Source organism: Flavobacteriales bacterium (assembly GCA_030584065.1).
Classification (GTDB): domain Bacteria; phylum Bacteroidota; class Bacteroidia; order Flavobacteriales_F; family PHOS-HE28; genus PHOS-HE28.
Genome location: CP129489.1, coordinates 3,850,293 through 3,868,961 on the forward strand (window position 1 = coordinate 3,850,293; position 18,669 = coordinate 3,868,961).

At 65.3% G+C, this 18,669-nt stretch carries 12 protein-coding genes; 6 read left to right on the forward strand and 6 right to left on the reverse strand.

Annotation, left to right across the window (positions count from 1 at the left end; all coding sequences use genetic code 11):
• Nucleotides 1–16: 16 nt before the first annotated feature.
• From QY325_16115 to gcvP, 3 genes are all read right to left on the reverse strand, one after another.
• Complete coding sequence (locus QY325_16115) at nt 17–1,930, reverse strand: T9SS type A sorting domain-containing protein (protein ID WKZ66275.1); 1,914 nt, start codon at nt 1,928–1,930, stop codon at nt 17–19.
• A 155-nt stretch (nt 1,931–2,085) separates the two neighbouring features.
• Complete coding sequence (locus QY325_16120; protein ID WKZ66276.1) at nt 2,086–3,864, reverse strand: hypothetical protein; 1,779 nt, start codon at nt 3,862–3,864, stop codon at nt 2,086–2,088.
• Complete coding sequence (gene gcvP, locus QY325_16125; protein ID WKZ66277.1) at nt 3,861–6,722, reverse strand: aminomethyl-transferring glycine dehydrogenase; 2,862 nt, start codon at nt 6,720–6,722, stop codon at nt 3,861–3,863. The genes QY325_16120 and gcvP overlap by 4 nt, the downstream gene beginning before the upstream one ends.
• 76 nt (nt 6,723–6,798) lie before the next feature.
• Here gcvP and QY325_16130 point away from each other — a divergent pair, with 76 nt between their 5' ends.
• From QY325_16130 to QY325_16145, 4 genes are all read left to right on the forward strand, one after another.
• Complete coding sequence (locus QY325_16130) at nt 6,799–7,443, forward strand: hypothetical protein (GenBank protein ID WKZ66278.1); 645 nt, start codon at nt 6,799–6,801, stop codon at nt 7,441–7,443.
• 3 nt (nt 7,444–7,446) lie between these two features.
• Nucleotides 7,447–8,328, forward strand: a complete 882-nt coding sequence (locus QY325_16135) for a hypothetical protein (protein ID WKZ66279.1) — start codon at nt 7,447–7,449, stop codon at nt 8,326–8,328.
• Between the two features lie 49 nt (nt 8,329–8,377).
• Nucleotides 8,378–9,652, forward strand: coding sequence for a kynureninase (gene kynU, locus QY325_16140; protein ID WKZ66280.1), 1,275 nt, complete (start codon nt 8,378–8,380; stop codon nt 9,650–9,652).
• A gap of 160 nt (nt 9,653–9,812) precedes the next feature.
• Nucleotides 9,813–11,159 carry an NAD(P)/FAD-dependent oxidoreductase gene (locus QY325_16145; protein ID WKZ66281.1) on the forward strand — a complete coding sequence of 449 codons (1,347 nt, stop codon included), beginning with the start codon at nt 9,813–9,815 and terminating at the stop codon, nt 11,157–11,159.
• A gap of 8 nt (nt 11,160–11,167) precedes the next feature.
• On the opposite strand, the gene QY325_16150 is transcribed toward QY325_16145, so the two are convergent.
• A complete protein-coding gene (locus QY325_16150; GenBank protein ID WKZ66282.1) occupies nt 11,168–11,701 on the reverse strand; it encodes a hypothetical protein in 534 nt (177 codons plus the stop codon).
• A gap of 72 nt (nt 11,702–11,773) precedes the next feature.
• Nucleotides 11,774–13,633 carry a hypothetical protein gene (locus QY325_16155; protein ID WKZ66283.1) on the reverse strand — a complete coding sequence of 620 codons (1,860 nt, stop codon included), beginning with the start codon at nt 13,631–13,633 and terminating at the stop codon, nt 11,774–11,776.
• A gap of 209 nt (nt 13,634–13,842) precedes the next feature.
• On the opposite strand from QY325_16155, the gene QY325_16160 reads away from it, so the two are divergent.
• Entirely contained in the window at nt 13,843–14,694 is an 852-nt protein-coding gene (locus tag QY325_16160; GenBank protein ID WKZ66284.1) for a hypothetical protein, read from the forward strand.
• Between the two features lie 16 nt (nt 14,695–14,710).
• On the opposite strand, the gene QY325_16165 is transcribed toward QY325_16160, so the two are convergent.
• Nucleotides 14,711–15,346 carry an MBL fold metallo-hydrolase gene (locus tag QY325_16165; protein ID WKZ66285.1) on the reverse strand — a complete coding sequence of 212 codons (636 nt, stop codon included), beginning with the start codon at nt 15,344–15,346 and terminating at the stop codon, nt 14,711–14,713.
• A 70-nt stretch (nt 15,347–15,416) separates the two neighbouring features.
• On the opposite strand from QY325_16165, the gene QY325_16170 reads away from it, so the two are divergent.
• Nucleotides 15,417–18,668, forward strand: a complete 3,252-nt coding sequence (locus QY325_16170; GenBank protein ID WKZ66286.1) for a hypothetical protein — start codon at nt 15,417–15,419, stop codon at nt 18,666–18,668.
• Nucleotide 18,669 lies beyond the last annotated feature (1 nt).

Consider the following 18,669-nt stretch of genomic DNA (forward strand, 5'->3'; position numbering starts at 1 on the left):
TTGAATGGCGAGCGGCCTAGCGCTCTACGGCCATCCGCTTGGTCACGCTGGCATCGCCGGCGCGCAGGGTGTAGAAGTACAGGCCCTCGGTGAGGTCCTGCACGTTCAGCTGCGTGCGGTAGGTGCCGGCCGGGCGGAAGCCCTCAGCGATGCGCTGCACCAGCTTGCCGCTCACGTCGTGGAGCTCGATCACCACGTTCGCGGCGGTCTCCAGCGTGTAGGGGATGGTGGTGTTCAGGCGGCTGGGGTTGGGGATGTTCTGCCCGAGGCCGATGCCGCTGGCGCGGTCGATGGAGGTGATGCTGGCGGTGGGGTCGAAGTTCATGCGCACCATCGGGGTGGCGGTGGTGTAGAACCAGTCCTCGCCTTGGGTCGGGCTGATGTAATAGATGAAGGAGGTCTGCTCCTCGCTCTCGCCGCTCACGCCGATGCGGATGTTGCCGAAGCAGCGGATGGTCACCATGTAGTCCGTGTTGGCGTCCAGCGCCACGGGCAGGTCGAACAGGGCCTTGGTGAAGTTGCTGCTGCCGGTGCCGCCCAGCATGCTTTGCGTCACCACCACCTCTGGCGTCGTAGCAATCACGGGGAAGTCGGCTTCGTTGGGATTGCGCAACTCACCCACGAAGATCGCGCCCACCTCGGAGCCGTTGTTCAGGGCCACGTCGATGGAGTGCAGGTCCACCGCATTGGCGATGTAGAAGGTGTTGCCAAGGATCAGCACGCTGCCGTCACCAGCGCCATCCTCGAAGGTGGCAATGGTGCCATTGTCGCGGGCGTAGATGAACTGGCTCACGCCGAAGCTGCCCGTACCGGTATTGTCGGCGGGGGTGTTGTCCGGGTCAGCGGCCGAGATGGCGAAGGCGACATTGTAGGTGCCAGCCTCAGCGGGAGGGATGAAGGAGGGGTTCACCCACACCTTCTGCTCAGAGGGGCAGAGCGGGAAGTCGCCGAGATCCTGATCCTGGTTCAGCACCTCCGTGCCCTGGCGGGTCACGGTGAAATTCGCCACGGTGCCGGCCTGCGGGATGGTGCTGTTGTTCAGCACCGTCATGTTCAGGGGCACGGGACGAAGCTGGCTGTAGGGGAAGAGGGTGTACTTCAGCGAGTCGTAGCTGATGGCCAGGTCGAGGTCGAAGGCCGAGGTGCTGGTGCTGGTGACGCGCAGGTCGTGATCGTAGAGCTCCACGATCCGCACATCGTCGATCTGCCAGTGGTAGTGCGAGGTGCCGGCATCGCCATCATGGCGGAAACGGAACTTCACGTTGGCCGGGTTGGCCTGGATGGCGCAGCTGAGGTTGATCTTGCGGGTCTGGGTGCTGGGGGTGCCGCCGGAGTTCACGGCGATGCCCGTGGCGGTGTTGAAGCGCTCGGGCCAGGTGAGGCCGCCGTCGGTGCTCACCTCCACGAAGTGGGGCGAGTTATCGCAGCAGTACCGCAGGCGCTGCTGGAACTCGAGCTCCACGTAAGGCGTGGCGCTGAGGTCGAGCACGGGCGACTCCAGGCTGCCTTCCCATGCGGTGAACTGATCCACGGGCAATGCCGTGGGGGTGCCGCCGGACCAGGTGCAGTTGGCGCTGTCGCTATTGAACAGCATGTAGCCATTGGTCACCGTTGTGGACTGGATGCGCTCGGTGGTGCCGGTGTAGGCACCTAGGGGGCCGGTGGTCTTGCGGCGCCAGATGTCGCCGTTGGGGCCCGAGGTCGTCCAGGCACCGATGCCGTTGTTCCCGGCCAAGCCGTTGGCAAAGTCCTCGGAGAAGACCACATCGCCGCCGGCGCGGTCGTTGCCGCTCGCAGGGATATCCTGGGTGGTGGTGGCGTTGGTCATGGCCGGACGGAAGTCCTTCCGCACCGGGCGCTGGGTGGCCAGCTGTGCGAACGACGCACCAGCCACCAGCAGGGCAGGGAGAATCAAGTAACGTTGGTTCATGTTGTGTTGGGTTTCTGTTCCGAAAGGGCTACGAAGCTAACGATTGGGTAGAGTTAAGACATGCCCTTTCTCCGTCGCGTTGTTCGTCCCTAGGGGCCGATGGATGAAAGGTCGCCCAGGTGCAGGGCGCGGCGGTCTTTGGGTAGGCAACGGAATCACCGAGCCACCACCAGAGGCAGGCGCATGGACCGTTCGCCCATGGTGAGGCGCAGCGCATGAGGGCCGGGGGCGACCGACCGCAGGTCGAGCAGCAGCTGCTGGTGCCCGGCTGAGAGCGGGACAGGTGCCCCTTGGAGCACGATGCGGCCGGCAATGTCCAAGAGTGTCCATCCCACCAGGGCTCCTGAGGCAAGCTCGAACTCCACCCGGGCCGATTCGCTCACGGGCATGGGGTGGATGGCCGCCTCTGTGATGACCGGTTGAGGCTCCTGCAGGCCGACCCCGAAGGGAGCCAGGTGCAGCCGCACCATCGGGCAGCCGGTGATCCAGGAAACGTCGAAGGTGAGACCCTCGAGGAGGGCAGCCCCGCCGACGGGTACGTGCCCGCTCAAGGCCACGCCAACGGGGCCTTGGCCCGTTAGTCGCTGGAGGCCAACGAAATAATCGCCAGGAGGGAGCTCGGGCGCGGAGGCGAGGGGCAGGTAGAGCGCGCCATTGCCCGAAGCCAAGGACAGGTCCTCGGCCGTGATGGCATGCCGAAGGGAGGTGTCGATGAAGGCGAAACTGGCGTCGAACAGAATGGCTCGAACGAATTCGCCTTCCGTGGAGCTGGCATCCAGCACGGCGCTCACTCCTTCGGCACGGCTACCGGGTTCGGTCAATTCCAAGCGAACGGCCGCAATGAAATTGTCAGAACGGCTGATCACCCCTTGTGGGATGCCGCCATCGCAGCCCATGGCCGAATAGCCTGCGTCCCAACCCGGGCCTGTGATGCGCACTGGGGCATCAAGGGTGTTGTCAGTTGCGTCCTCGTCCGTCTGCTGAGCGCTTGCCACGCAGCGGAGCATCAGTTCGCCCACCCCTGTCGGCGCAGGGATCCCTTGGACCATGAAGGTCATTTGGTCGCCCGGGGCCATGTCCACCGCTGCGCTCGCTTGTGCCACGCCCAAGCTGGTGCCATTCAAGAAGGCCTCACAGCTGACCGAGACGCCGGTAAGCGCTTGCGTACCCCGATTTAGTACCTGCGACGTAACGGATGAAGTGCCCGCCTGTTCCAGCGGCAGGCGGCTGTAGCCCAGGCTTCGCGTGCTGGGGTCGAAGGCCGAGGCCACGGCATCCCCCGGGCTCACCGCCTCCATGGATAGGTCATGGGCCAGCCGCTCGCGCAGGCACAGGTCATCCACGGCGAAGCCGGAGGACCAGCCCCCGCCATCGCTCCACCGGAACCGGAGCCACATGGCGTCCTGGCCATCATAGTCCGAGAGGTCGACAAAGAACCGCTGCCACTGACCGGAAGCCGGCGGCAGTGTGATCAGGGGCCAGAACGTGGTGCCATCGGTGCTCGCCTCGATCCGCGCCTCTCCGGCACCGAGCGTCATCTCATGGAATGCGCGTCCTTCCAAGGCTACTCCAGCGCGTCCGGTAAGGTCGATGGGCGCCGTGGTAAGGGTGGCGTCGTTCATGGCGCAGTTGCAGGGCGCGGCATCGTCGTTGGCCATGACGAAGCGGTTGCCGATCGGCAGGTCGGTCACAGGGAAGAAGCCGTTGGCATTGGCATCCATGGCTGTTCCGATCGCGAATGCGGGAACGGTCTCCCCCAAACCGGTGCCCTCGGGCGTCTGTCGCTCCACGGGGTTGGTCACCCAGCCCGCTGGCCATGCACCATCCTCGAAATCAGCGCTCCAGAAGCAGGCCGCCGCCTTGGAACCGCCCTGACCCATGCCAAGCGTCGGCAGCGTAATCGCTGTGAAGGCCAGGAGAAGCGCCTTGTTCATGCTTCGGCCGAGGCGTACTCCTCGATGGGTGGGCAGGTGCACACCAGGTTGCGGTCGCCATAGGCGTTGTCCACGCGGCTCACGGTGGGCCAGTACTTCCAGTCGCGGTTCACGCTCACCGGGAAGGCGGCCTTCTCGCGGCCGTAAACATGGCTCCACGTGTCGGCGCAGACCTCGTCGCTGGTGTGGGGTGCCATCTTCAGCACGTTGTCCGCCTTGTCGGCCTTGCCGCTCTCTATCTCGGCGATCTCGTGGCGGATGCCGATCATGGCCTCGACGAAGCGGTCCAGTTCGGGCTTGGCTTCGCTCTCGGTGGGCTCCACCATCAGCGTGCCCGCCACCGGGAAGCTCACGGTCGGTGCGTGGAAGCCGTAGTCCATCAGGCGCTTGGCGATGTCCTCCACTTCCACACCAGCGGTGCGCTTGAACTCGCGGCAGTCCAGGATCATCTCGTGCGCCACCATGCCCTGGTCGCCCAGGTAGAGGATCGGATAGTGCTTCTCCAGCTTCGCCTTGATGTAATTGGCGTTGAGGATGGCGTAGCGCGTGGCGTCGGTGAGGCCGTTGCCGCCGAGCATCCTGCTGTAGCCGTAGCTGATCAGCAGGATCAGCGCGCTGCCCCAGGGCGCCGCGCTCACGGCGGGGATCGCCTTCTCACCACCGGTCTTCACCAACGGATGGCCGGGCAGGAAGGGCTTCAGCTTGTCGTTCACGCAGATGGGGCCCATGCCGGGCCCGCCGCCGCCGTGCGGGATGGCGAAAGTCTTGTGCAGGTTGAGGTGGCACACGTCGGCGCCGATCTCGCCCGGGCTGGTGAGGCCCACCTGCGCGTTCATGTTGGCGCCGTCCATGTACACCAGGCCGCCGTTCGCGTGGATGGTGCCGGTCACCTCCTTGATCGCGGCCTCGTACACGCCGTGCGTGCTGGGGTAGGTCACCATCAGGCAGCTCAGGGTGTCCTTGTACTGCCCGGCCTTGGCCTTCAGGTCGGCCACGTCGATCTGGCCGTCCTCGGTGGCCCTCACCACCACCACCTGCATGCCGGCCATCACCGCGCTGGCGGGATTGGTGCCGTGCGCGCTGCTGGGGATCAGGGCGATGTTGCGGTGCTTGTCGCCGCGCGCCTCATGGTAGGCGCGGATCACCATCAGGCCGGCGTACTCACCCTGGGCACCGCTGTTGGGTTGCAGGCTCACGGCGCTGAAGCCGGTGGCCTTGGCCAGGATGTCGCTCAGCTCGCGGAACAGCTCCTGGTAGCCCTCGGTCTGGTCCACCGGTGCGAAGGGATGGAGCGCGTTCCACTCAGGCCAGCTCAGCGGCATCAGCGTGCTGGCGGCGTTCAGCTTCATGGTGCACGAGCCCAGCGGGATCATGCCGTGCATCAGGCTGAAGTCCTTGTTCTCAAGCTTCTTGATGTACCGCTGCAGCTCCAGCTCGGTGTGGTGCGTGTTGAACACCGGGTGGGTGAGTATCCCGCTCTTGCGCTGGAGGTCGGCGGGCACCGCCATGCTGGCACCGTTGCCGCTGAGCGCCGGAGCGGGTTTGCCCAGGGCCTCGGCCAGGGCCGCCACCACGTCGTTCGCATCGCTCATGCGCACCGTCTCGTCGAGCGAGATGCTCACATGGCCGCCATCATAGCGGAAGTTGATCCCGCGCTTCTCGGCCGCGGCGCGCACCTTGTTCACATCGCCACCGCTGAGGGTGATGGTGTCGAAGAAGCTGCCGTTGGCCACGGTGTAGCCCAGCGCCTTCGCGGCCTCGGCCACATTGCGGGTGTGGGCATGCACGTTGCGGGCGATGCGCTTCAGGCCATCGGGACCGTGGTACACGCCGTACATGCCGGCCATCACGGCGAGCAGGGCCTGTGCGGTGCAGATGTTGCTCGTGGCCTTGTCGCGGCGGATGTGCTGTTCCCGTGTCTGCAACGCCATGCGCAGGCCACGACGGCCGCGTCGGTCCTGGCTCACACCGATGATGCGGCCGGGGATGAGTCGCTTGAAGTCCTCGGTGGTGCAGAAGAACGCAGCGTGCGGGCCACCGTAGCCCATGGGCACCCCGAAGCGCTGGCTGTTGCCCACGCACACGTCGGCGCCCCACTCGCCCGGAGGCGCCAGCAGCACCAGCGAGAGCAGGTCGGCGCACACGGCGGTCTTCACGCCGGCCGCCTTGGCCTTGGCCACGATGGCGCGGTGGTCGTTCACGCTGCCGTCGATGGCGGGGTACTGCAGCGCGATGCCGAAGTAGCCGTCGGCGGGATCGAGCGTGTTCACATCGCCCACCACCAGTTCCACGCCGATGGGCGCGCAACGGGTGCGCAGCACGTCGATGTTCTGTGGGTAGAGGCCCTTGTCGGCGAAGAACTTGTGTGCGTTGGCCAGTTCCTTCGGACGCGCCGCGTACAGCATGTGCATGGCCTCGGCGATGGCGGTGGCCTCATCGAGCAGGCTGGCGTTGGCGATGGGCAGGCCGGTGAGGTCGCTGCACATCGTCTGGAAGTTGAGCAGCGCCTCCAGGCGGCCCTGCGCGATCTCGGCCTGGTAGGGCGTATAGGCCGTGTACCATCCGGGGTTCTCGAAGATGTTGCGCAGGATGGGCGGCGGGGTCACCGTGCCGCTGAAGCCGAGCCCGATGTAGCTGCGGAACACCTTGTTCTTTGCGCCCAGCGCCTTCATGTGCTCCAGGTGCTCACGCTCGGTGAGCGCCTCGCCGGTGGCCAGCGGATGCGCGGCGCGGATGCCGGCCGGCACGGTGCGCTGGATCAGTTCATCGAGCGATGTCACGCCGATGGCCTTCAACATGGCCTGGGTGTCCGCTGCGTGGGGTCCGATGTGACGCTCGTGATAGGTGACGGATTCCATGATGGGTGCGCTGTGGAAAGCGCGCAAATATACCCTTGGGGTACCTGCGGCACCCTCCTACCTTTGGCCGCACTGCATGCGTTCGCTGGCTTTCCTTCTCTCCGTTGCCTTCGGGTGGGCGGCTTGCGCGCAATCGCCCTTTCGTCCGGACCGCATCCTGCTGATGAACGGGGAGATCATCGAGACGAAAGTACTCGGGCAGAGCACCTTGGAGATCCGCTACCTGGAGTTCCCTCGCAAAGGAGTGGCGAAGGAACGGTCCGAGCCCACCGAGAATGTGTTCAGTGTCACCGACAGCCTGGGTCGCGAGCGCATCTGGTACTTCCACGACACGGTGTTCGGCAATGAGCTGACGGTGCAGGAGATGCGATGGTTCATCAAAGGCGAGCAGGATGCCCGAGCAGCCTACCGCCCGCGCATCGCCACGTGGGGCGGCTTTGTTTTCGGTGCCGGAGCGAGCATTGCGGCCAATCTCGAGGTGAACGCCCTGTTCCTTCCCCCTGTGTACGCCGCAGCCATGATCCTGCCTCGGGTGCATGTCACCAGGGGCTCCCTCAGCGATCCCTACCTGGAGGGCGAGCCCAACTATGCGTACGGGTATGCCAAGGTGGGCCGCACCAAGCGTGTGGTCAGGTCGCTGCTAAGCACGGCAGCCGGCATCGCCGTAGGCGTAGGGGTGCGCCAGTTCCTCATCAATCCGAACCTGGAGGGCTACGATTAGTCCATGAACGGGCTCGGGAACCCGGTACTGGGGTCCATGGTGCGCGGCCACCTGCTTCTGGCGCTCGGCGCCGCGGCGCAGGTGCGCTGGCTCGGAGAGCATTGGTTCTTCGCCCCGTCGTGGTCGCGCCCGGTGGCTGCCTTCCTCGCCGTGCTTGCTTGCTACGGGTGGATGCGGCGGCTGCGCTCACGTGATGAAGGCGGATACAACGCGCCCTTCCTCGCTTGGTACAGGGTGCACCCGCGTGCCGCGGCATGGCTCGCCGCCGGTGCTGCGGCCGGTTCATGCCTGGCGCTCGGGGATGCGTGGCTGGATGTGATCGTTCGGCTCCTGCCTGTGGTGCTGCCCGCGGCCTTGTATATCACCCCTTGGCGCTCTAGGAGCGGCGCCCGGATCGGCCTTCGTGGAATCCCATTCCTCAAATCACTGTTGGTCGCCTGGGTGTGGGCGGCGGGCACCGTGCTGCTCGCCCACCCGGGTACCGACCGGGCTGATGGCTTGGGCCCGTTGCTGATCGCAGTGTTCTTCGGTTTCTACCTGGCGATCGCCATCGCGTTCGATCTCCGCGACCTGCCATTCGATCCGCCCGCTCTGCGCACGCTGCCGCAGGTGCTTGGGCCCATGGGCGCCAGGGCGTTGGCGTTGCTGGCGCTGGCTCCGCTTGCGGTGATGCTGCTGGTGGCGCTGACGGTTTCGAGCCTGCCGTCTGAACCAGGCGGACCCGCCGCTGTTGATTGGTCCTTTGCCTTGCCATGGCTGGTGCTGCCCGGATTGGCAGTCCTTATCGCACGGTCGTCCCCGGGCCGGGCCGTGTGGCATTGGTTGATGCTCGACGCCTCCATAGTACTCCTCCCGTTGCTGGCCTGGGCTGGAAGCCTGTTGTGACGCCGCTCAAGAGCCGCCTGCAGCAGGCCGCTACTTTTGGCCGAGTCACATGAGCACCTTCGAGAACAGCCTTGCCTTCGCCCAAGCCCGTGATGCTGCCGATCCACTGCGCACCTTCCGCACCGAGTTCCGCTTCCCCCAGCACGAAGGCCGGGATGTGCTGTACTTCACCGGCAATTCCCTCGGACTGCAGCCGAAGGCAGCTGCCGATGCATTGAAGCAGGAGCTGGACGATTGGGCCCGCTTCGGGGTGGAGGGGCATTTCCACGCGAAGCACCCGTGGTACAGCTACCATGAGGAGCTCACCCCTTCGCTCGCGCGGCTGGCGGGTGCCCTGCCGGAAGAGGTGGTGGCGATGAACCAGCTCACCAGCAACCTGCACTTCCTGATGGTGAGCTTCTATCGGCCTAGTGGAAAGAGGAAGAAGATCCTCACCGAAACGCGGCCCTTCCCCAGCGACACCTATGCCTTCGCCTCGCAGATCGCCTTCCACGGCGGTGATCCGGAGGCCGATCTGGTCGAAGTGCAACCCCGCGCCGGTGAGCACACCCTGCGCACGGAGGACATCATCGCGAAGATCAACGACCTCGGCGAGGAGCTGGCCCTGGTCTGTTTCGGTGGTGTGAACTTCTACACCGGCCAGGCCTTCGACATGGCTGCGATCACCAAGGCTGCGCATGCGGTGGGCGCCATTGCCGGCTTCGACCTGGCACATGCCGCTGGCAACCTGCACCTGCAGCTGCACGACTGGAACGTGGATTTCGCCTGCTGGTGCAGCTACAAATACCTGAACAGCGGACCGGGCAGTGTGGCGGGCGCCTTCGTGCACGAACGTCACCTGGGGAAGGACCTGCCGCTGTTCGCAGGCTGGTGGGGCCACGACAAGAGCGAGCGCTTCAAGATGGAGCGCACCTTCAAGCCCATGCCCACGGCCGAGGCCTGGCAGGTGAGCAACGCACCGGTGTTCAGCATGGCCTTGCACCGCGCGGCGCTCGAGCAGTTCGATCGCGCGGGGATCGCCAACCTGCGTGCGAAGAGCGAACAATTGACGGCCTACCTCGCTTTCATCATCGCCGAGGTCGCACAGCGAACCGGCACGCACCTCGAAGTGATCACCCCGAGCGACCCGATGCAACGTGGCTGCCAGCTGAGCATCCTGGCCCACGGCCACGGCAAGGCCCTGTTCAACCGCATCACCGAGCGCGGTGTGGTGGCCGACTGGCGCGAGCCGAACGTGATCCGCGTGGCGCCGGTGCCCTTGTACAACAGCTTCGAGGATGTGTGGCGCTTCGGGGAGATCCTAACGGAATGTTTGAACGGGTGATGAAATGCAGGCGAATGGTCAATGGTGAATAGCGAATAGGAAATGCCGTAGGCGCATTCGATGTCCGGTTCTGCTACCCATTCACCAATGACCATTCGCCATTCACCTCTTGAGCTCCACCGATGAATTACCGTTACCTCCCGCAACGCATCTGAACACCATGAAGCACATCACCATCGTCGGCGGAGGCCTTGTCGGAAGCCTGCTGGCCGTGTTCCTGGCTAAGCGCGGGCACAAGGTCAATGTGTTCGAGCGCAGGGCGGATCCCCGGAAGACCAACGTGTATGCGGGGCGCAGCATCAACCTGGTGGTGAGCCATCGCGGATGGACCGCCTTGAAGGCGGCCGGGGTGCATGAGGCCGTGGAGCGCATCGTGGTGCCCGTGCATGCGCGCATGACGCACGACCGCGATGGCAAGCTGACGCGCCTGCCCTACAGCATCGATGAGCGTGCCATCCACAGCGTGAGCCGCGGCGAGCTGAACAAGGTGATGCTGAACGAGGCGGAGGGGTTTCCCAACGTCAAGCTGCACTTCGAGCACCGCTGCACCGGCGTGCACCTCGATACCGGTACCTGCACCTTCCTCAACGAGGCCACCGGCGAGGCCAGCGCCGTGCCGGCCGATGTGGTCTTCGGCAGCGACGGCGCCCCGAGCGCGGTGCGGCAGGAGTTCATGAAGCACCGCTTCACCTTCAGCCAGACCTACATCGAGCACGACTACAAGGAGATCGCCTTCGCGCCCAGCGCCGATGGCACGCCGCAGATGGACCCGCATTGCCTGCACATCTGGCCGCGCCGCTATTTCATGATGATGGGCCTCGCCAACACCGATGGCGGCTTCACCGGCACGCTCTTCATGCCGCATGAGGGCGAGTTCTCCTTCGATGACATCAAGGATGAGCAGGACCTCATGCGCTTCTTCGAGGCGCACTTCAAGGATGCCATCCCCATGCTGCCCGACCTGGCCGAGCAGTACTTCCGCAACCCGCAGAGCAACCTCGCCATCATCCGCTGCTCGCCGTGGACCTACAAGGACAAGGTGGCGCTGATCGGCGATGCGGCGCATGCCATCGTGCCCTTCTATGGGGAAGGCATGAACGCCGGCTACGAGGACTGCAAGGTGCTCAACGACCTGCTCGACAAGCACGGCGACGACAACTGGGCCACCGTGCTCGACGCCTACCATAAGGCGCGCAAGCCCAATGGGGACGCCATCGCCGACCTCTCGCTCCGCAACTTCGTGGAAATGCGCGACCTGGTGGCCGACCCGAAGTTCATCCTGCGCAAGAAGATCGAAGGCCGCCTGCAGGCCCGTCACCCGGACAAGTGGATCCCGCTGTACAGCCAGGTGAAGTTCAGCGACATCGGCTACAAGGCCGCGTGGGATGAGGGCCTACGCCACGACCGCATCATGGAGCAGGTGCTGGCCATGCCGGGTATTGAAGAGCGGTGGGAGAGCGAGGAGGTGGAGAAGTTGGCGCTGGAGCTGCTGGAGGCGACCGCCTGAAATGATCCTCAGTGGTCGAGGAAGCGGTATTCGGTGAACACCGGCCTGCCTTCGCGCAGCAGCTGATCAGGCGATACGAATTGAACGGTGATGTTCCTGGTCGTTGTGCGCGATGAGCGTTCATGCTCATCATGAAGCAGGACCTCGAGCTCGCGACGGTGAAGACCATGGCCCAGATCGCCCAATCGTGCGGTCACGCGTTGCTTGAACGATGCACGGTCCTCGGCATCGCCGACATGGAACTTGGCGTTGAACAGCAGGTCGCAGCGCTTGTGGTAGCGGATGAACTCGGCCATCACCTCGGGATGGTCTGCCATGAAGCGTTCCAGCTCAAAACGGTCCCTCTTACTGATGGGGCTGATCAATGAGATGTGGAAGCTCGACCGATCGAAGGCCCGCTTGTAGCGGTCATTCACCAGCCGTTTGCAGAAGGCGATGCGGCCGTCGCTTTCGGTCCCTTGGTCCAGCTGATGGTCGATGCGTTCGATCTGCCAGATGCCGGGATCCATGGTCCTTACCCAATGCCCAGGTTCAGGTTCCATGCAGGGTCATGTTTGCGCTACGCTCCCAAAATAGGCTCCCGAGGGCATCGGTGGTCGCGTGGCTATTCATCATCAATACCCCACCACCGCCGGCTGCGTGAATGCGAAATCCGCCAAGCGAGGGGTGAAGTCGGTGTACCGTCCCGCATCCAGCACCCAGCCATCCTCCTCGGGCACGTACGGGTAGAAGCTCAGCGATACCTCGAAGGTCTTCACCAGCAGGTTCTCGTTGCGTACCAGGATGCCCAAACCGAGCGCGTTGTGGATGCGGCCGCTGAAGAGCGGGTCGTAAGACTCGCCGATGGTGCCGAAGCCCGCCAGCAGCACAGGGGCGAAGCGGAAGCCCAGCACGTGCCACGGGGCGTAGGCCACGGTTTCGAGCCGGAGCAGTTCGCGGTGCGTGCCGCTCACCAGCGCGCTGCGGAAGCCATAGAGCTGGTCCCCGTTCAGGTTCAGGCGTTCGGTGGGCAGCTTGCGGGTGATGGACGTGGCGGAAAGCGCCGCGAACTGGCGCAGGTACCAGCGTCCCACCCGCAGGAGACCGGTGAAATAGCGCAGGTCGGCCCGGTAGGTATCGTCGGTGGCCACGCCCCGGTCCCAGTAGGCGCCTAAACCCAGGGAGACGGCGGCATAGCCGAAGCGCCTGTAGTGTCGGCCGCGCGAGAGCTCGATGCCCGTGTAAGCGAGCCGTCGCTCATTCTCGCGCTGCCGGAAGCCGCCCGTGAGCTTCACCAACAGGCCTTCCGGCACATCCTCGACCGCCCCGAAGCGGTACAGATAGCGGTCCCGGTAATACTGGCGCACGCTAAGACCGGTGGCTAGCAACAGCGAAGCGCCGTGCGGATGACGCTGGACGCCGGACGTGTCGATGGCCGGCCGTTCCGGGTACCGCGTGCGCTGGTAGCGGATGCCCGAGACGAGGGCGCTGCTGCGTGCGGCCGTGGTCCGTTCGCGGGTGAGCGGGAAGCTGCGGCCCGCCCAAAGGTCGGTCTCGCGCGCTACAACAAGCTCATGGCCATCGGCTTGGCGCGGTCCGTCCGTGACCGGGTCCTCCGTTCGTGCGCGCGCGATGGCCGCAGCGCCTGCCCAGCGCGTGAGCGGCGAGTAGAAGGGGCGGTCGAGCCGCAGGCTCAGCCGCTCGTTCCGCTCATCCCGCGCATAGTCGATGAGCGAGGTGATGTAGGTGCCCCTGATGTTGTACACGGCATGCCGCGCGTCGAGGCGCTCCAGGGCGAGGTCGGTACCGAAGGTCGGCCGCGCCTGAAGCTCCTGGCCCAGCCCGAGGAGGTTACGGTCGAGCACCGTGGCGCGCGCGGCGCCGCCCGTGAAGTCGACCCAGGCCTCCAGGCTCCATTTGTCGAGCACCAGCACCACCACATCAACGGAATCGCCGTGCTCCGCCGCTGGCTGCACGAAGAGGCGCGCATCGTTCACCATGGGCGACGCGCGCAGCAGACGCTCCGATTCGGCTGCCGCCAGGGCATCGAACGGCCGTCCGTGCTTCACCAGGACGAATTCCCGAACGAGGTACTCCCGCGTGGTGCGGTGGATGGCGTTGGCCGTGCGCTGCGCCCAGGCCATCTGCAGGGATGCGCTGTTAGCAAGGTCGAATCCGAAGGGGTCGAGCACCTTCACCGTGACCGTGCGCACGGGGCGGCCGGTGAATGGAAGCAGCGGATTCGACCGCCGCTGCGGAGTGCCCGGCGCGGGGGATTCCTCGTTGCGTTGCGGCGCTACGAACAGGGAGCCATGCACCCAGCGGGTGAAGCGGTGCTTCTCCGCGGCGCGCGCCAGCCTCTGATAGACCGTTGCGGTATCCTGCGACCGCCCTGCCATGGGCCCTGCAACGAGCAGCAGGAGCAGCAGTGGCCGCACCAGGTTGGCGGTCCGGCCAAGCCGATGCGTGCCAGAGGGGCACTCCGCCGGTTGCATTCCGGAAAGGTCGCCAAAGTCCTGCTGACCTTGGCTGACGATCGCCTCCCCGCCAAGTGGAGGGCGCCTGCCGGCCTGGCCCGCTGTTGCGCGCGCACGGCGTTGCTGTCCACGGTCGAACGCGGGAGGCGGGGTTTGCACGATCACGGGTTGACACTATCGGCGGCCGGGTGGCGTTTGCTTCATGGCTGCTGCCCCACCTTTCGTCCATGCGTCACCTCCTGTTCCTGCTGGGCCTGCTGGGCGTCCTGTCGGAGCTCAGCGCGCAGCGCATCTATCAGCGCAAGCGCCCGGATATCATCCCGCTCGAGGGCCAGGCCAAGCGCATCGGCTGGTTCATCGCGCCGGGCATCACCTACACACTGCCGCGTTTCAAGGACAGCGAGGAGGAGGTATGGCGCACCGATACGCTGCGCTACCGGGCTACCTACGACCCCAAAGGCAAGGTGGGGCTCTACCTGGAAGCCGGCGCCACCTGGTTCACCCGCGACCCGGTGGTGGTGGACTACTTCGATCTCGGCTTGGCCTACAAGAACCTCCGCGGTGCCGAGGCGCTCGCGGGGGTATGGATGCGGGGCGATACGGCCGCGCCAATTGCCGCTGAAGGCGATTTCGCGGAGCGCTTCCTCACCCTGGCGGTCAATGCCAACAAGTTCTTCCAGACCGGTAACTACCAGTTCATCCAGCTGAGCCTGGGCGCCAACGCAGATTGGCGGTTGGGGAGCTCCTACAGCCATACCGGAGGCGCTCTGTTCAACCGGCACGCCTTCCCGCCCGACCTGGTGACGCAGCTGCACATGAAGCTAGGCTACGGCTTCAAGGTCACGGGGCGCATGCTGGTAATACCCGCTGTGGAGTCCCCGGTCTTCAGCTTCACGCCGGCCGATGAGGGGTTCGGGAGGTTGCAGTGGTTCAGCAGCCGGTATCGGCCCTTGATCCTCAGTGTACGCTTCCTCTTCCTGCGAGCCCGCAGCGGCTTTGATTGCCCGCCGCCCATCAAGCACAACGAATTCGAGCGCGGTCGGCAGAAGACCTACAAGCCCGATTCCTACCACCCGTAGGGAAGGTGAGCGCCGCTCAGCGGAGGAAGGGATTCGAGCGCCGCTCGCGCCCGATGGTGGTGTCCGGACCATGACCGCAATACACGCGCACATCGTCGCCCAAGGGCAGCAGCCGATCCCGGATGCTGCGCAAGAGCGTATCGGTGTCACCGCCCGGCAGGTCGGTGCGGCCCACGCTGTCCTTGAACAGCACATCACCGGCGATCACGAAGCGGCCCGCCTCACTGTACAGGGCGATGTGCCCGGGCGAATGACCCGGGACGAAGAGCACCTTCAGTTCATCGTCGCCCAGCCGGATGGCGTCGCCCTCCCCGATGAAGCGCTGCGGCTCCGGTGATGGTTCGCAGGGCACCCCGTACAGCTGGCCCTGCCGCGGTGCCATCTGGAGCAGCGCAAGGTCATTGCGGTGCAGCTCGGGCAGCAGGCCATAGCGCCGATGCGCCCATGCGCAGCCAAGCACATGGTCGATGTGGGCGTGGGTGAGCACCAGGCGGGCGGGCAGCAGCCCCTGTTCCGCCAGCCAGCCCTCCAGATCGCGCTCCTCGGCGGTGTTCCAGCACCCAGGGTCGATGAGCAGGGCCTGCGAACCATCGTGAACCACGAAGGTGTTTTCCTGGAAGGGGTTGAACGTGAAGGAAGCGATGCGGAGCATGTCTCGAATTGCCGGAACTTCGCACCACGGACGGCCCCGACCCGGGTCGCAAAGTAGCTACCTTCCCCTCGTGCCGGCACGTCTCCTGCCCCGTTCCATTGTCCTCCTCCTGGCCCTCCTGGCGGGTGGGGCGATCGTGCGGGCCCAGTTCTATTCCGGTTCGCAACAGGAATACGGGAAGAACCGCGTGCAGTACCAGGACTTCCTCTGGCAGCAGTACCGGTTCCAGGACATGGAGGTCTTCTTCTATAAGGAGGGCCGCGACCTCGCGCGCTATACGGCCCAGGCGGCGCAGCGGCACCTGAAGGAGCTGGAGGCCTCATTCGACTTCGCCATCGATGAACGGCTGCAGTTCGTGGTGTACAACTCGCTCACCGACTTCCGCCAGAGCAACATCGGGCTGGAGGGCATGACGGGCCAGAACAACATCGGCGGACTCACCCGCATCGTGGGCACCAAGATCTTCGTCTATTACGAGGGCGACCACGCGCTGCTCGACCAGCAGATCCGCTCGGGCATCGCCCACGTGATCATCGACCAGATGATGTTCGGCGGCAACTGGCGCGAGATCCTCCGCAGCTCCACCTTCCTCAGCCTGCCGCCCTGGTTCACCGAGGGCATCATCAGCTACCACTCCCGGCCATGGGATGCGCCCATGTCCAACCGTGTGCGGGATGCGGTGCTCAGCGGCCGCTTCGACAAGTTCAACCGTCTCCAAGGCGAGGATGCGAGGCTTGCCGGCCACATGGTGTGGCGCTACGTGGCCGAGGTGTACGGTCCGGGCGTGATTCCCAACATCCTCTACATGACCCGCGTGAGCCGCAATCCGGAGAGCGGCTACCTCTTCGTGCTCGGCGTGTCGCTCAAGACCCTCCTGGCCGAATGCCTTGACCATTACAAGGGGCGCTTCACGGATGAGGACCGCTACCGGCAGGACATCCCCTTGGAGCCGCTGCCCATCCGCACCCGGAAGCAGCGCACCTACGCCCAGTTCCAGCAGAGCCCCGACGGCCGCTGGGTGGCCTGGACGAGCAACGAGCTGGGGCAGTACAAGGTGTGGGTGATGGAGCTGGCCAGCGGCAAGGTGAAGCGCATCGTGAAGGGGGAGAAGAAGATCGACCGCATCATCGACCGCAGCTATCCGGTGCTGGCCTGGCATCCGAGCAGCAAGGCGCTCAGCTATGCCATCGAGCGCAAGGGTGAGCTCTTCCTGCGCACCTGGACCCTGGACGATGGCAAGACCGCGGAGCGGCCGGTGCTGATGCTGGAGAAGGTGCTGAGCATGGATTATTCCGCCGATGGCCGCACGATGGTGATCAGCGGGGTGCGCGAAGGGCGGGCCGACCTCTACCTCTACCATGTGGTGGGGAACCGCAGCGAGCAGCTCACCGACGACCAATGGGACGACCTTGAGCCCCGCTTCGTGGACGGCGACCGGCGCATCATCTTCAGCAGCGACCGTGCGGATGATACGCTGCGGACCTTCAAGGACGTGGCGCTCATCCACGGCACGAAGGACATCTTCCTCCTCGACCTGGCGAACCGTGGCCGCGTGCTCACGCGCCTCAGCAGCACGCCCGGCGTGAATGAGACGCAGCCCTTCCAGCTCGATAGCGCCAGCTACACCTACCTGAGCGATGCCGACGGCGTGGTGAACCGCTACCGGGTCCGCTACGACAGCACCATCAGCCACATCGACACCACCGTTCACTACCGGTACTTCGCAGTGGAGGAGCGTCTCTCAGACCTGCGGCGGGGCGTGCTGGAGCAGCATGTGGAGCCGCAACGCAACCGCTACACGCTGCTGCAGCTGAAGGATGGCCGCTACCGGTTCTTCACCGGTCGCACCGGCGAGCCGCAGGCCACCGGGGCGGAGCGCCCGGGCGAAGCCCCGCAGCCCGGGCGCGCGCCGGCCAATCCTTCCATCACCACCGACGACATGAGCGCGGTGGTGAAGGTGCCGCCGCAACTGCCGCGCAGTTCCGGCGAGGAGGCCTTCGATGTCCGGCGCTACGCGTTCACGGACGAACCGTCGGGGCCCCCTCCGGCCGCACCGCCGGCACGCCCGCAGCAGGCGCGGCCATCGCCGGCCGCTGCTTCCGCCGACAGCGCTGCAAGCAAGCCGTTCGCCTATCCCGAGCAGCGCAACTACAACGTCAACTTCACCGTGGATCAGGTGGTGACGCAGGTGGACAACAGCTACTCCAACCAGTTCTATCAGCCGCTCACCGGGCAGGGCGGACTCAATCCCGGACTCAGCGGCCTCACGCGGATGGGCGCCACCGACCTCTTCGAGGACCATCGCGTGGTGGGCGGCTTCCGCCTGGCGCTCGACCTCAATAACAACGACTACCTGCTGATGTACGAGAACCTCAAGCACCGGCTCGACCGGCGCATCTCGTTCCAGCGGCAGGCCTATCAGGGCATCGCGGGCAATGGCATCGTGAAGGTGCACTCGCACAACGTGCGCTACCAGGTGAGCTGGCCCTTCAGCGAGCTCGCCAGCCTGCGCGCTTCGGTCATGTACCGCAACGACCGGTTCGTGCAGCAGAGCATCGACCCCGTGAGCCTCACCACGCCCAGTGCATTCGACCATATGGCAGGCGCCAAGCTGGAGTGGGTGTACGACAGCTCCCTCCCGCGCGGCCTCAACCTCTGGACGGGCTGGAAGCTGAAGGTCTTCGGCGAGTACTACCAGCATCCCGAGCGCAAGGGCGACATGCAGGTGCTCGGCCTCGACCTGCGCCACTCCCTCAAGGTGCACCGCGACCTCATCTGGGTGACCAGACTGGCTGGATCCACCTCGCTGGGCAGCCGCCGCATCCTCCATTTCCTCGGGGGCGTGGACAACTGGATGTTCGCGCGGTACGACGACAGCGTGCCCATCGACTTCGCGCAGAATTACCAGTACCAGGCCCTGAGCACGCCCATGCGGGGCTTCTTCTATAACGCGCGCAACGGCACCAGCTTCGGCGTGGTGAACACCGAGCTCCGCGTGCCCATCCTGCGCTACCTCATCAACCGGCCCATCAAGTCCGACTTCCTCAATCACTTGCAGGTGGCCGGCTTCGGCGATGTGGGCGCCGCCTGGACCGGCAGCGACCCGTACTCAGCCGACAACACCTTCAATCGCATCGTCGTGAGCCGCAATCCGCTCACCATCACGCTCGACAGCAAGCGCGAACCCATCATCGCGGGCTACGGCTTCGGCCTGCGGTCGCGGCTGCTCGGCTATTTCGTGCGCGCCGATTGGGCCTGGGGGATCGATGACGGCGTGACGCTGCCGCGCGTCTTCCACTTCTCTCTCAGCCTCGACATCTGAC